Origin of the sequence: Streptomyces pactum, from assembly GCF_002005225.1 — a bacterium.
GTDB lineage: Bacteria > Actinomycetota > Actinomycetes > Streptomycetales > Streptomycetaceae > Streptomyces > Streptomyces pactum_A.
Map to the genome: position 1 here is coordinate 5,521,429 of NZ_CP019724.1, position 14,042 is coordinate 5,535,470.

At 72.6% G+C, this 14,042-nt stretch carries 14 protein-coding genes; 8 read left to right on the forward strand and 6 right to left on the reverse strand.

The window, feature by feature from the left end; genetic code table 11:
- Positions 1 to 41: 41 nt before the first annotated feature.
- From B1H29_RS23565 to B1H29_RS23575, 3 genes are all read right to left on the reverse strand, one after another.
- Positions 42 to 650 carry a hypothetical protein gene (locus B1H29_RS23565; protein ID WP_055417042.1) on the reverse strand — a complete coding sequence of 203 codons (609 nt, stop codon included), beginning with the start codon at positions 648 to 650 and terminating at the stop codon, positions 42 to 44.
- Between the two features lie 94 nt (positions 651 to 744).
- Positions 745 to 972, reverse strand: coding sequence for a DUF397 domain-containing protein (locus tag B1H29_RS23570; protein WP_055417041.1), 228 nt, complete (start codon positions 970 to 972; stop codon positions 745 to 747).
- Positions 965 to 1,759, reverse strand: a complete 795-nt coding sequence (locus B1H29_RS23575) for a helix-turn-helix domain-containing protein (protein ID WP_055417040.1) — start codon at positions 1,757 to 1,759, stop codon at positions 965 to 967. The genes B1H29_RS23570 and B1H29_RS23575 overlap by 8 nt, the downstream gene beginning before the upstream one ends.
- Before the next feature lie 162 nt (positions 1,760 to 1,921).
- Here B1H29_RS23575 and B1H29_RS23580 point away from each other — a divergent pair, with 162 nt between their 5' ends.
- Both B1H29_RS23580 and B1H29_RS23585 read left to right on the forward strand, forming a co-directional pair.
- Positions 1,922 to 2,248, forward strand: a complete 327-nt coding sequence (locus B1H29_RS23580) for a hypothetical protein (protein ID WP_079160830.1) — start codon at positions 1,922 to 1,924, stop codon at positions 2,246 to 2,248.
- A complete protein-coding gene (locus B1H29_RS23585) occupies positions 2,245 to 2,526 on the forward strand; it encodes a hypothetical protein (protein WP_055417038.1) in 282 nt (93 codons plus the stop codon). Before B1H29_RS23580 ends, B1H29_RS23585 begins: the two co-directional genes overlap by 4 nt.
- Before the next feature lie 12 nt (positions 2,527 to 2,538).
- On the opposite strand, the gene B1H29_RS23590 is transcribed toward B1H29_RS23585, so the two are convergent.
- Positions 2,539 to 2,910 carry a hypothetical protein gene (locus B1H29_RS23590; RefSeq protein ID WP_055417037.1) on the reverse strand — a complete coding sequence of 124 codons (372 nt, stop codon included), beginning with the start codon at positions 2,908 to 2,910 and terminating at the stop codon, positions 2,539 to 2,541.
- Between the two features lie 90 nt (positions 2,911 to 3,000).
- Here B1H29_RS23590 and B1H29_RS23595 point away from each other — a divergent pair, with 90 nt between their 5' ends.
- The 4 genes from B1H29_RS23595 to B1H29_RS23610 all read left to right on the forward strand — a co-directional run bounded on the left by B1H29_RS23595 (position 3,001) and on the right by B1H29_RS23610 (position 9,847).
- Complete coding sequence (locus B1H29_RS23595) at positions 3,001 to 3,990, forward strand: esterase-like activity of phytase family protein (protein ID WP_055417036.1); 990 nt, start codon at positions 3,001 to 3,003, stop codon at positions 3,988 to 3,990.
- Between the two features lie 110 nt (positions 3,991 to 4,100).
- Positions 4,101 to 7,832, forward strand: coding sequence for an ABC transporter ATP-binding protein (locus B1H29_RS23600; RefSeq protein ID WP_055417035.1), 3,732 nt, complete (start codon positions 4,101 to 4,103; stop codon positions 7,830 to 7,832).
- 101 nt (positions 7,833 to 7,933) lie between these two features.
- On the forward strand, positions 7,934 to 8,326 hold the full coding sequence (locus B1H29_RS23605; RefSeq protein WP_079160417.1) for a hypothetical protein: 393 nt from the start codon (positions 7,934 to 7,936) through the stop codon (positions 8,324 to 8,326).
- Between the two features lie 96 nt (positions 8,327 to 8,422).
- The gene (locus B1H29_RS23610) at positions 8,423 to 9,847 is read left to right on the forward strand and encodes a S28 family serine protease (RefSeq protein WP_055417034.1); all 1,425 of its coding nucleotides are present in this window, start codon (positions 8,423 to 8,425) and stop codon (positions 9,845 to 9,847) included.
- 40 nt (positions 9,848 to 9,887) lie between these two features.
- On the opposite strand, the gene B1H29_RS23615 is transcribed toward B1H29_RS23610, so the two are convergent.
- Both B1H29_RS23615 and B1H29_RS23620 read right to left on the reverse strand, forming a co-directional pair.
- The gene (locus B1H29_RS23615) at positions 9,888 to 10,571 is read right to left on the reverse strand and encodes a hypothetical protein (protein ID WP_055417033.1); all 684 of its coding nucleotides are present in this window, start codon (positions 10,569 to 10,571) and stop codon (positions 9,888 to 9,890) included.
- A 138-nt stretch (positions 10,572 to 10,709) separates the two neighbouring features.
- Positions 10,710 to 12,554 carry a glycoside hydrolase family 3 protein gene (locus B1H29_RS23620; protein ID WP_055417032.1) on the reverse strand — a complete coding sequence of 615 codons (1,845 nt, stop codon included), beginning with the start codon at positions 12,552 to 12,554 and terminating at the stop codon, positions 10,710 to 10,712.
- A gap of 563 nt (positions 12,555 to 13,117) precedes the next feature.
- Between B1H29_RS23620 and B1H29_RS23625 the strand changes: the two genes are divergently transcribed.
- Together B1H29_RS23625 and B1H29_RS38195 are read left to right on the forward strand one after the other, a co-directional pair.
- Entirely contained in the window at positions 13,118 to 13,756 is a 639-nt protein-coding gene (locus B1H29_RS23625; protein WP_055417031.1) for a GNAT family N-acetyltransferase, read from the forward strand.
- Positions 13,696 to 13,983, forward strand: a complete 288-nt coding sequence (locus tag B1H29_RS38195) for a hypothetical protein (protein ID WP_159027848.1) — start codon at positions 13,696 to 13,698, stop codon at positions 13,981 to 13,983. Before B1H29_RS23625 ends, B1H29_RS38195 begins: the two co-directional genes overlap by 61 nt.
- The last annotated feature ends 59 nt before the right edge of the window (positions 13,984 to 14,042 follow it).

Genomic DNA, 14,042 nt, shown 5'->3' on the forward strand with positions numbered 1-14,042 from the left:
TGCTCCGACCAGGGGTGAGCTGTGAATCGCCCGGGCCGGGATCAGTCAGCCGTGGCCCAGGGGGCCAGCAGATCGCGCGACAGCTCGGCGAAGGCCCCGTCCAGGGTGGCCTCCCACTCCGGGTCGCCGACGGCCTCGGGGCAGAGAGCGGCAGGGCGGGCGACCCACATGATCTTCCACGGCCTGGAGCGCAGGGCGTCATCGCTCCACACCCCGCCGTGCGGGGCGAGGGGGTGCAGCAGGTCGCTGACGCGTTCCGTCACCGTCCGCACCAGGGGCCCGTCGGTCGCCGTGTGCGCCCGCGCCATCGCCGTGGGGGAGGCGCGGGCGACGGCCGCCGTCGTCGGGTGGCGTCGGACGACGCGGACGACCTCCGTCAAGTGCTCGGCGATTCCCCGCACCGTGCCGTCGCTGGGGCGGGTGCGGTCGGCGACGACGAAGGCGTGCGCGAGTTCGGCCGTCAGCGCGCGCAAGTGGAGCGCTGACGCGGTCTTCCAGTTCGAGTAGAGGAAGTTGCGCGAGGTGCCGCAGGCGCGGGCGATGGTGGTCATCGACACGTCCAGGCCTTCGGTGCGCATGAGTGCGCACACCGTGCTGATGACATGCCCAGTGCTGAGCGGGTCGCGGTCGTGCCAGGGGGCCGGGCTCATGGTCCCTATGGTCGGGAAAAGCGTGAGCAGTTGGGGGGTGTTTGTCCTTTGGGTGCTCGAATGAGTGACTGGAGGACAGATCGGGTTCGGGTGTTCACGTTTTCGGGGTGGAGGGGGCTTGCTTGAGGGCGGTGATGAAGGACGCCCAGCCCACTGCGGAGAAGAGCAGCGCCGGGCCGTCCGGCACCTTCGAATCCCGCACGGGTATCCCCCCAGGGTGACCGTCCACCACCTCCAGACAGCTACCGGCCTCGTTGCCGCTGTAGCTGGACCTGCGCCAGCCCCCAAGGGCGGCCGCGTTCGGAACGAGGCGTTCAGGCATCGTGTTCGTAGTCCTTCGCCGTCGACTTGAGCAGGGCGAGCGTTTCGCGTAGCGACAGTGCATCGCTCAACGCGTGATAGTAGGCGCCCTGCAATCGCTCGACGACGGCTGGACTGTCATGGATCTTGGCGACGTGGATGCCCTCCGAGTACGCCACTGGCGGCTGGTCCTCGAACCACATGAGGCTCAACATGCTCTGCATCACCGGATAGGCGCCCCGGTCCCGGGGCATCACGTGCACCCGGATACGCCCTGCCTCCGCGAGCTCGGCCATGTGCGCGAGCTGGCCCGCCATGACCTGCCGGTCCCCCACCACGCGGTGCAGAAGAGCCTCGTCCAGCAGCGCCCAGAAGACGGGCGTGACCGGATCGTCGAGAGCCTTCGCCCGTTCAAGGCGTGTGACGAGGCGCCTGTCACATTCCTCGCCGGTCAACGGCGGGTACGTCGTGCCGAGAACGGCACGCGCGTACGGCCGAGTCTGGAGAAGCCCGGGAACGAACGTCACGGCCGACTCCCGGATCGCCACCGCCTGTGACTCGAGCAGCCGCGCCGCCTCGAAGTAGTCCGCGACCGCGGCCTCCTCCTCCGGAAGGAAGCTGCTCAGCACGTTCCCCGTGTTCAGGGCCCGGTCCAACCGCCGCGCGTCCTCCTTCGACGGCACCCGGCGCCCCGCCTCGATATGGGCGATGTGCGACCGCGTCATGATGGCCATGTCGGCCAACCGCTGCTGCGTCAGATCGGCGGCTTCCCGCTGCTGCTTGAGCCAGTCCCCGTAGATGTTGCTCATCCGTTCGACTCCCGTGTGACAAAGGCGCTGTCACATCCGCACCCCTGGCGAGCCTAGCTCCGGCCGTCTCACTCTGTACGCGTATCGCTACGGAAAGCGAGACCCCCGCGACCGTCGCACCGGTCCGGGGGCATGGCCACCGACCACAACGGAGTCGACGACATGCGTCACCGTATCGCCCGCCTCGCCGGGCTGCCCCTCCTTCCGCTGCTGGACCTGCTGCTGCCGGGCTCGGGACGCCGGCGCCGACGGCGCCCTCCGGCAACCACGGCCGCCACGCCCCCGCCCATCGCGGACGCCACCGCGCACCGCGTCGGCATGCCCGCCCTGCGCGGTGAGGACAACGCCCTCGTACGCCCCTACCTCCTCGCCCACGAGCGGCGTGACGAGGCCCGGCGGCAGCGCGCCCGGCGCCGTGCGCTGTGGTTCGCGGTGCACGGCATCGACCTGGGTCCGCGGGTGATCCACGGTGTGGAGGTGGCCCGGTGAACGACGGCACGCGCCAGGCCCGGCTGCTGCCCTGGGTGGGTGCCGAGGGCAAGCCCTGCTACCTGCTGACCGACGGCCGTGGACCGCTGTCCCGGCTCGCCGACGTCATCGAGATCACCCAACTGGACATGGCGGAGGACCTGCTGGACCACGCCGCCGCCCTGCTCACCGACGCCCGGGCGACGCCCGAGCAGCTCCGCTTCCTGCTGGCCCGGATGCGCGAGGCGCTGACCGACGTGCACCGCATCGCGGAGAGTCGCAGTGCGCGGTGGGAATGAACAGGGGCGTCATCAGTCGAGCAGCTTGGGCAGTGCCTCCTTCAGGTCGGCGAGTTGAGCGCGGTATCCGGCGTTGAACTCCGCCAGCGGCCGTGTGCCGAGGTTGTCCTTGAGGGCGGCCTCTCTCAAAGGCACGAGGGCCGGTATCGCGCGGAACACCTCGCCCAGCGCCTTCACGTGCCGGCCCCTGTGGACGGCGGCCAGCAGGTCCTCGAAGGGGTCGAGCCGCAGGGCGTCGATCAGTTGGCGCGGACTGTCCTTCTCCTTGAACTCGTCCTCAAGGGCCGGCTTGGGACTGTCGGCCCGCGTGAGGAACCTCAGCACCCGCAGAGTTGCGTACAGCCGCCCGGCCAGCCTGTGGCCGCTCTCGTTCCGCTCTGTCACGGTTCATTCCTTGCCATCGGAACGCCTCCGCATCCCACCCTTCGAAAAGCGGCCGACTTCCGGCCACCCCTCCGCCCTAGGGTGACGGCCATGCGCCCGAGAACGCTCCGCACCGCCCTCGCCACCCTCACCGCAGGCCTCGCGGCGGCCGGCTGCCTGACCGCCGCCGCACCGGCCGCCGCACACGAGAGGCCGCCGGGGAACCACTGCTCGCCCGCCGTCTCCCTCACCGGTTTCTCCGACGCCCTGGACGAGACGACGTACGACGGCACCTACGTCGGCAACCTCTCCGCGCTCGCCCGTGACCGCCGTGGTTCCGTCGCCGCCCTCTCCGACCGTTCCCACCTGTTCCGCCTGGACGCGCGGACCCTGACGCCGCGAGGCGTGATCCCGCTCGCCGACGAGAACGGCACCGCCCTCGACTCCGAGGGACTGGTCGTCGACCGGGACGGCACCTACCTCGTCTCCTCCGAGACCGAGCCGTCCGTCCGCCGCTACTCCCGTACCGGCGAGATCCTCGGCCGCCTGCCCGTGCCGGACGCCCTGCGCACCGCCCCCGCGGGCCGGGCGCGGGCCAACGGCAGCTTCGAGGGGCTGACCCTCCTGGCCGGCGGCCGGACCCTGATCGCCTCCATGGAGTACCCGCTGGCCGGCGACCCCGCCGACGTCGTCCGCTTCCAGACCTGGCGGCGGGCCGGGCACGGCGACTTCCGGCCCGGCGCCCAGTACACGTACCGGACCGACACCGGCCTGGGCGTCTCCGAGGTCACCGCGGCCCCGGACGGTCGCCTCCCGGTCCTGGAGCGCGGCTTCACCTCCGGCGTCGGCAACACCGTCCGCCTCTACCTCGCCGACCGGCGCGGCGCCACGCTCGGCAAGACCCTCCTGGCCGACCTCGCCGCCTGCCCCTCCCTCGGCGCCACCGCGGGGCAGCCCCAGCCCAATCCCCTCCTCGACAACTTCGAGGGCATGGCCGTCACCGGCCGGAGCAAGGGCCGCCTGGAGGTGCTGATCGTCAGCGACGACAACCAGAACGCCGTACAGACGACCCGCTTCCTCCGGCTCCGGGTGAGCGTCTGATCGTGTGAGCGGCGGTCGGTGATCGTCGCGGCGGGATGAAATCCCCGCTCGCCCGTGTTGGTGCCTTGCGGTAGATCAGGTGAGCAGGACGACCGACCGGAGGGCACGGCGTGGACGCGCAACGGGGATGGGCACGACGACTGGCGGGCTACGCCTGGCGCTACCCCAAGGACGTGGTCCTCGCCCTCGGCGCCTCGCTGGGCGGCATGGCCGTCATGGCCCTGGTCCCGCTGATCACCAAGGTGATCATCGACGACGTGATCGGCGACAAGACCAGGGACATGGCCGTCTGGGCCGGTCTCCTGATCGGCGCCGCGGTCGTCGTCTACGTCCTCACCTACATCCGCCGCTACTACGGCGGCCGGCTCGCCCTCGACGTCCAGCACGACCTGCGCACCGACATGTACGGGACGATCACGCGGCTCGACGGGCGGCGCCAGGACGAACTGTCCACGGGGCAGGTGGTCGGCCGGGCGACCAGTGACCTCCAGCTCATCCAGAGCCTGCTGTTCATGCTGCCGATGACCATCGGGAACATCCTGCTCTTCCTGATCTCCCTGGTGATCATGGCGTGGCTGTCCCCGCCGCTCACGCTGGTCGCACTCGCCGTCGCCCCCGCTCTGTGGTTCATCGCCCGCCGCAGCCGCACCCGCCTGCACCCCGCCACCTGGTACGCCCAGGCCCAGGCCGCCGCCGTCGCCGGCGTGGTCGACGGCTCGGTGAGCGGCGTACGCGTGGTGAAGGGCTTCGGGCAGGAGGACCAGGAGACCGGGAAGCTCCGGGAGGTCGGGCGCAGGCTCTTCGCCGGGCGGCTGCGGACGATCAGACTGAACGCCACCTACACCCCCGCCCTCCAGGCCGTCCCCGCGCTCGGCCAGGTCGCGATGCTCGCTCTCGGCGGCTGGCTGGCCGTGCGCGGCAACATCACGCTCGGTACCTTCGTCGCCTTCTCGACCTACCTCGCCCAGCTCGTCGGCCCGGTCCGCATGCTCGCCATGGTCCTCACCGTCGGCCAGCAGGCCCGCGCCGGCACCGAACGCGTACTGGAGCTGATCGACACCGAGCCCGGGATCGAGGACGGCACCAGGGACCTGCCCGCGGACGCGCCCGCGACCGTCGAGTTCGACGACGTCGCCTTCGGCTACGCCTCGGAGTCCGGGAACAGCCGCCCCGTCCTGGACGGTCTCTCCTTCGAGATCCGCGCGGGCGAGACCCTCGCCGTCGTCGGCTCCTCCGGCTCCGGCAAGTCCACGGTCTCCCTGCTCCTGCCGCGCTTCTACGACGTGACGCGCGGCGCCGTCCTCGTCGGCGGCCACGACGTGCGCGAACTGACCCTCGACTCGCTGCGGGCCGCCATCGGGCTCGTGCCCGAGGACTCCTTCCTCTTCTCCGACACCGTGTGCGCCAACATCGCCTACGGCCGTCCGGACGCCACCGACGAGGAGATCGAGGCCGCTGCGCGGGCCGCGCAGGCGCACCGGTTCATCAGCGAGCTGCCCGACGGGTACGACACCACCGTCGGCGAGCACGGCCTGACCCTCTCCGGCGGCCAGCGCCAGCGCGTGGCCCTCGCCCGCGCGATCCTCACCGACCCCCGGCTGCTGGTCCTCGACGACGCCACGTCCGCCGTGGACGCCCGCGTCGAGCACGAGATCCACGAGGCGCTGAAGCAGGTCATGCGGGGCCGCACCACGCTCCTCATCGCGCACCGCCGCTCCACCCTCGGCCTCGCCGACCGCATCGCCGTCCTCGACCACGGCCGCCTCGCCGACCTCGGCACCCACGAGGAGCTCCAGGAGCGCTCCGCCCTCTACCGGCGCCTGCTGACCGACCCGGACGAGCTGGGCGGCGTCTCGCCCGGCCACGCCCGCCCCGCCGAACCGCGCGAGGACACCTCCGTACGGGACGAGCTGGACGCCGAGTTCGACGCCGAGCGCGGGGTCACACCACGGCTGTGGACCGGTGACCGCGCGCCGAAGGACACCGCCCTCGCCGGCACCCCGGCCACCCCGGAGCTGCTCGCCCAGGTCGACGCGCTGCCCCCGGCCGACGGGACCCCGGACGTCGACGAGGCGCGGGCCGTGCAGCCGGAGGAGTCCTACGGCCTGCGCCGCCTGCTGCGCGGCTTCCGCGCGCCGCTGCTCATCAGCCTCGCCCTGGTCGCCGTGGACGCCGGCATGGGCCTGCTGCTGCCGGTGCTCATCCGGCACGGCATCGACGAGGGCGTCACCCAGGCCGCCCTCGGCGCGGTCTGGGCCGCCTCGCTGCTGGGACTGCTCGCGGTACTCGCCCAGTGGACGGCGCAGACCGGTGAGATCCGCATGACCGGGCGGACGGGGGAGCGGATCCTGTACTCGCTCCGGCTGAAGATCTTCGCCCAGCTCCAGCGCCTCGGCCTCGACTACTACGAGCGCGAGCTGACCGGCCGGATCATGACCCGGATGACGACGGACGTGGACGCGCTGTCCACGTTCCTGCAGACGGGACTCGTCACCGCCTTCGTCTCGGTCGTCACCTTCTTCGGCATCATGGTCGCCCTGCTGGTGATCGACGTGGAACTCGCACTCGTCGTCTTCGCGACCCTGCCGCCGCTGATCATCGCCACCTACTTCTTCCGCAAGGCCAGCGTGAAGGCGTACGAACTGGCCCGGGAACGGGTCTCCTCGGTCAACGCCGACCTCCAGGAGTCGGTGGCCGGACTGCGGATCGTGCAGGCCTTCCGGCGCGAGCACGACGGCGGGCGGCGGTTCGCCGAGCGCAGCGACAGCTACCGGCAGGCCCGCATCCGGGGCCAGTGGCTGATCTCGGTCTACTTCCCGTTCGTGCAACTGCTGGCCTCCGCCGCCACCGCCGCCGTACTGGTCTTCGGCGGCGCGCGGATCGACGACGCGACGCTGACGACCGGCGCGCTGGTGGCGTACCTGCTCTACATCGACCTGTTCTTCGCGCCCGTCCAGCAGCTCTCCCAGGTCTTCGACGGCTACCAGCAGGCGTCGGTCTCCCTGGGCCGCATCCAGGAACTGCTGCGGGAGCCGACCTCGACCAAGGCCCCCGACAAGCCGCTCGGCGTCGGGTCCCTGCGCGGCGAGATCGCCTTCGAGGACGTGCACTTCGCCTACGGCGACGACGAGGAGGCGCTCGGCGGCATCGACCTGCGCATCCCCGCCGGGCAGACCGTCGCCTTCGTCGGCGAGACCGGCGCGGGCAAGTCGACGCTGGTCAAGCTCGTGGCCCGGTTCTACGACCCGACGGGCGGACGGGTGACCGTCGACGGACAGGACCTGCGCGACCTCGACCTCACCGGCTACCGGCACCGGCTCGGCGTCGTCCCGCAGGAGGCGTACCTCTTCCCCGGTACCGTCCGGGACGCCATCGCCTACGGCCGCCCGGACGCCACCGACGCCGAGGTCGAGGCGGCGGCGCGCGCGGTCGGCGCCCACGAGATGATCGCCACGCTGGAGGGCGGCTACCTTCACGACGTCGCCGAACGGGGCCGCAACCTCTCCGCCGGGCAGCGGCAGTTGATCGCGCTGGCCCGCGCCGAGCTGGTCGACCCCGACGTGCTGCTCCTCGACGAGGCGACGGCGGCCCTGGACCTGGCCACGGAGGCGCAGGTCAACCAGGCCACCGACCGCATCGCGGGCCGCCGTACGACGCTCGTGGTGGCGCACCGGCTGACCACGGCCGCCCGCGCGGACCGCGTCGTCGTCATGGACGGCGGCCGGGTCGCCGAGGACGGCACGCACGACGAACTGCTGGCGCTCGACGGACGGTACGCGCGACTGTGGCGGACCTTCGTCGGGGCGGCCGAACCGGAGGAGCCGGTCGGCGTCCTGCGGTGACCTCGCGCAACCATTCGACACGTGCCGCGCGTCCGTACACCCGTACGTCGGCGGCGTCGTACGCCGGTGGCGCCGCACGACGCGGGCGGAGGGGGATCGCGGTGGGCAAGGGTGGGGCCGGAACACGCCGGCGGCTGGCGCTCGGCACGGCCGTGCTGACCGCGGCCGGGCTGCTCGCCGTAGCGGTGCCACAGGACGCGGAGGCCGCCGCGGCGTGCCCGGGCCGCAAGGTCCGCACACTGCCGTTCTCCACCGGGTCCGTCCTCGTCTACAAGCGCGGCGGCTACCTGTGCGCCGTCACCGTCCCCAAGAGGCCCGGCACCAAGCGGCAGATGTCCGTCAGCGTGCGGGCGCGCGGCGGCCTGCCGGTCGTGGACTCGGGGCGGTACGCCTACCGGGCCGGCCCGGTGACCGTGCACGCCGGCAAGCGCTGCGTGTGGGTGCGGGGCAAGGTGTCCCGGGGTTCGGTCAGCTCCGGCTGGATCCTCTGCTGAACCGGCGACCCCGGCAGCCAATCTCCGATCTCCCCTGGTGCACGGGTGACTTGCTCCGATAGCTTCCGGCGCACATCTGTTTCACAGGGAGGGTGCATGCGCAAGGCGCTCAGATGGCTGCTGGCGCTCGTGGTGCTCATAGGCACCGTCAGCACGGCGGGCGCGGCCACCGCCGCCGAGCCGAAGGCCGTCGACATCAAGGACCGGCTGCTGTCCATACCGGGCATGAGCCTGATCGAGGAGAAGCCGTACACCGGTTACCGCTTCTTCGTCCTCAACTACACCCAGCCGGTCGACCACCGGCGCCCGTCCAAGGGCACGTTCCAGCAGCGGATCACCGTGCTGCACAAGGACGTGGACCGCCCGACGGTCTTCTACACCGGCGGGTACAGCGTCTCCACCAACCCCAGCCGCCGCGAGCCGACCCAGATCGTGGACGGCAACCAGATCTCCATGGAGTACCGCTACTTCACCCCGTCCCGGCCCGAGCCGGCCGACTGGTCCAAGCTGGACATCTGGCAGGCGGCCAGCGACCAGCACCGCATCTTCGAGGCGCTCGAGCCGGTCTACTCCGAGAACTGGATCTCCACCGGCGGCTCCAAGGGCGGCATGACCGCCACCTACTACGAGCGCTTCTACCCGCGCGACATGGACGGCGTCGTCGCCTACGTCGCCCCCAACGACGTGGTGAACCGCGAGGACAGGGCCTACGACCGCTTCTTCGCCCGCGTCGGCACCGAGGAGTGCCGCGACCGGCTGAACGGCGTGCAGCGCGAAGCGCTGGTGCGCCGGGCGCCGCTCAAGGAGAAGTACGAGGCGTACGCGGCCGAGAACGGCTACACCTTCGACACCATCGGCAGCCTGGACCGCGCGTACGAGGCCGTCGTGCTCGACTACGTCTGGGGCTTTTGGCAGTACAGCACCCTGAAGGACTGCGCCGACATCCCGGCCGACGCGAAGAACGCCACGGACGACGAGATCTGGAACTCCGTCGACACGATCTCCGGCTTCTCCTTCTACACGGACCAGGGCCTCGCCCCGTACACGCCGTACTACTACCAGGCGGGCACGCAGTTGGGCGCGCCGACGATCCACTTCCCGCACATCGAGAAGAAGTACATCCGCTACGGCTACCAGCCGCCGCGCAACTTCGTGCCCAGGTCGATCCCGATGAGGTTCGAGCCGTGGGTGATGCGGGACGTCGACCGCTGGGTGCGGCACAACGCCGACCAGATGCTGTTCGTGTACGGCGAGAACGACCCGTGGGGTGCCGAACCCTTCCGCCTCGGGCACGGCGCGCGTGACTCCTACGTCCTCACCGCGCCCGGCATGAACCACGGAGCCAACGTGGCCGGCCTGGTGCCCGAGGAGAAGGCCCTCGCCACGGCCCGCATCCTCGACTGGGCGGGCGTCGCCCCCGCCGAGGTCCGGGAGAACCCGTCGGCGGCCGAGCCGCTGGCGACGTTCGACGCCCGACTGGACAAGCGGGACGTACAGCGCGAGCCGGCGCTGCGCCCGTAGTACCGGTGGCTGTGCCCGGCCCGCTGAGCCGCTGACGCGCTCACAACGGCCGGGCGCAGCCCACCGGCCGTTCGCCGCCGAGGCGGACGTAGAGGCCGGTCGAGGCGGGGCAGTCGGACCGTACGGCGACCGCCTCGACCACCTTGAACTGCGGCTTCTGCTCGCCCTTGCCGTCGCACGCGGTCTCGCGGACCTTGCCGTTCCCGGCGTCGTGCACGCAGTCGCCGACGATGGTGCGCGGGCCGCCCCCGCCGCCCGGGTCACCGGGGTGCGGCGGCTGGAGACCCCGCATGCAGGCGTAGCCCCGCGGCACGGCCCCGTCGCCGTCCTCGTCGGCGGAAGGGCGCTGCTCGCTGATGTGCAGCACGAAGTCGGTGGTCGCGGGGCACGGCGGCCCGTCCTCGGCACGGCCGTCCTCCCGGGCCACGACCCGTGCCGCCGCCCGCTCGCTGTCGCACGGCACCTCGGTGAAGCTGACCGTCCCGAACGAGCTGCACTCGTCGATCGCCAGGAACACCGCCCCGTACCCGGAGGGCCGCACGCCGGCAGGCGCCGAGCCGGAGGCAGCCTCCCCGCCGAGCCGCCCGCCCCCGTGCGCGCCACTGCCACTGCCGCCGCCGCTGTCCCCACCCGCCAGGCCCGCCGGGCGCTGGCAGCCCGTCAGCAGCACGGCACACAGCGCCGTCAGGGCGCAGAGCACCCCCGCAGCCCGTCTCTCACCCATCGCCGTCCCCCCGGATCCCCGGTCCAGCGTGACCCGCCGCAGCGGGCCACGCCAGACGCGCGGGGGTGCATTGCGCACGGGTGACGGGAGCGCCCCCGGCGCGTGGCGTAGGCCGCGCTACGTCCTAGGGCCGGTACGTCACCGGTACGTCAGCCCGTGCCCGAGGGGGTACAGCACCTTCGTCGGATCATCCGCCCGCACCACCGGCACCGGCAGTCGGCCGCGCGGCCGTACCCGCCCCGCGATCACCCGGGCCGCCGCCCGTACCTCGACGTCGGTCCAGGAGTACGCGGCGAGGCAGGCGCGGACCTCCGGGAGCCGGGCCACGTCGTAGGGATTGCGGACGGCGACCGCGACGACGGGCTTGCCCGTCTCCAGCAGCCGTGCCACCAGCGTGCGCTGGCTGCCGGCCGCGGTGACGTTGTAGGTGGCGACCACCACCGCGTCGGCGTCGCCGGCCGCCGCGACCGCGCGGTCGATGACGGCGGCGGAGGGCGCGGTGCCGGTGGACAGGGCGGTGGCCGTGAAGCCCAGCTCCGTCAGTTCGCCCGCGAGGACGCCCGTGGGCGGCCCGGTGGTGCCCGAGGGGGAGGCGGGGTCGGCGCCCACGACGAGCACCCTGCGGTGCTCCCGGCGCGACAGCGGCAGCAGCCGACCCTCGTTGACCAGCAGCGTGGTGGTCCGCTCGGCGATCCGGTCGGCCGCGGCCAGGTGCCCCCGGGTGCCGACGGTGCGGTCGACGTCCCGCCGGCTGGTGCGGGCGTCCCGGAACAGGCCCAGCTTCGCCTTCAGCCGCAGCACCCGCAGGATCGATTCGTCGAGCCGCGCCTCGGTCAGTTCACCGTCCCGTACGGCCGTCAGCACCGCGTTCCAGGCGAGGTCCAGGTGCGGCGGGTTGAGCAGTTGGTCGACGCCGGCCTTCAGCGCCAGCACCGGCACCCGTTCGTCGCCGTACTTGGTCCGTACGCCCTCCATGCCGAGGGAGTCGGTGACCACGACCCCGTCGTAGCCGAGCTCCTCGCGCAGGATGCCGGTGAGGATGGGCCGGGAGAGGGTGGCCGGGTCGCCGGAGTCGTCGAGCGCCGGGACCACGAGGTGGGCGGTCATGATCGCGTCGATGCCGGCGTCGATGGCCGCGCGGAAGGGCGGGGCGTCCAGCTCCTCCCACTGCGCACGGCTGTGCGTGATGACCGGGAGTCCGGTGTGGCTGTCGGTGGCGGTGTCACCGTGCCCGGGGAAGTGCTTGGCGCACGCGGCGACCCCGGACCGCTGATACCCCGTCACCTCCGCGGCCACCAGCTCCGACACCGCCTCCGGATCGGCGCCGAAGGACCGGACGCCGATCACGGGGTTGGCCGGGTTGACGTTCACGTCGGCGACGGGGGAGTAGTCCTGGCGGATGCCCATCGCGTGCAGCTCGGCGCCCGCGATGCGGCCGAGGGTTCGGGCGTCGGAGCGCGACCCGCCCGCACCGATGGCCATCGCGCCCGGGAAGAGGGTCGCCGGCTCGCCCACGCGGGCCACTATCCCGTGCTCCTGGTCGGTGGAGATGAGCACCGGCAGGCCGCGCGGCAGCGCCAGGGACGCCTGCTGGATGCCGTTGGACAGGTCGGCGATCTGGTGCGGATCGCGGGTGTTGTGCGCCCAGGCGAAGTAGATGACGCCGCCGACCCGGTACTTGGCGACCAGCTCGGCCGCGGTGCGGACGCCGATCTCCTTCAGGTTGGCGTCGACGTCGGCCTGGTCGGGGTCGGTGGCGGAGTGGCCGTAGACCCGCATGACGAAGAGCTGGCCGACCTTCTCCTCCAGCGTCATGCGGGAGATGAGGGCCCGGAGCCTGTCGTCGTCGGGCCGGCGGGCGCCGGCGTGCGCGGTGCCGCCGCCGGCCGCCAGGGTCGCGGTGACGACCGCGGTGGCGGTGAGGACGGTACGTCTGGAGGGCTGTGCGGTGCTTCCCGTGCCGGCCGTGCTGCTGTGGTGCACGTGCGCTCCTTCCGGAGTGATCCGCTGGGGAATCGCTGGAGAGGTGCTGAAGGAAACTTCCAAGGAGTCACCAATATCCGGGAAGTTTCTGCCAGTCAAGGGAGCGCACAGGAGTCTCCCGAAGCGGCGGAGGGCGGGCCGCAGGGGCCGCCGTCGGCGCCAGGGAGGGGCGGCGCCGACGGCGACGCGCTGCCGGCCGCGGTACGACGGAGAGGGTGGTCAGCGGTCGCAGCCAGCAGCGAGGCCGACACCGCACCGCGCAGACTCATCCGGCAGCGTGCGGATTGGACGGGCGGGGCGGGGACGGGGTTCCCCGTTCGGCCGGGTTTCCGCGAGTGGGTGGCCGAGCGAGTGGTCTTGGCCGCCGGACGGGGCTGTCGGACGTGACGGCCGGACGTGACGGCCGGACGTGACGACCGGACGTGGCTGTCGGACGTGACGGCCGGACGTGGCCGCCGGTCAGGAGCACCGGTCGTGGTCACCCGCACGCGGTCGCCGGACGCGTCCGCGGCCCGCCGTGAATTCGTTGGACGGCCTCCCGCGCCGGCGGAAGAATCCGTCCGGTGACGTTCACACTGAAGGGCCCGGTCCTCGAAGGCACGCTGGTACGGCTGGAACCGCTGGGCCCGCACCACGCGGCCGACCTGGCCGTGGCCGCCGAGGAGGACCGCGGCACCTACGCGTTCACCTGGGTGCCGAGGGCCGACGAGGTCGGCTCCTACATCGACACCCAACTGGCCAGGGCGGCCACGGGACGGCTGGCGCCCTACGCGCAGGTGTCCCTCGCCACCGGCCGGGCGGTCGGCGCCACCTCCTACTGGGAACCCCGTTCCTGGCTGACGGACGACGCCATCGACGCGATCGAGGTCGGCTTCACCTGGCTGGCGCCCTCGGCCCAGGGCACGGGCGTCAACGCCGAGGCCAAGCTGCTCCTGTTCCGCCACGCCTTCGAGGTCTGGCAGGTGTCCCGGGTCGACCTGAAGACCGACGCCCGCAACGACCGCTCCCGCGCCGCGATCGAGTCGGCCGGCGCCCGCTTCGAGGGCGTGCTGCGCAACTGGTCCCGCTCCTGGGCGCCGGGCGAGGAGGGCCGGCTGCGCGACTCCGCGATCTACTCGGTCACGGCGGCGGAGTGGCCGCGGTGCCGGGAGCGGCTGGAGCGCCGGGTGCGGTCCGCGACATCGGCATCGGCACCCGCGTAGGCGCCCGCACCCACGTCCACGCCCGCGCCCACGCCCGCGCCCGCTTCCACGCCCGCGTCCATGCCCGCGCCCGCGTCGGGGCCCGCGTCCACGCCCATACCCGCGCCCGCGCCCACGCCCGCGCCTGCGCCCGCACCCACGCCTGCGCCCGCTTCCGCGCCCGCGTCCATGCCCATACCCGCGCCCACGCCCGCGCCCACGCCGGGCCCGCGTCCACGCCCGCGTAGGGACCCACGCCTGCGCCCGTGTCGGCGCCTGCGTCGGAGTCCGCGTCGGAGTCCGCGCC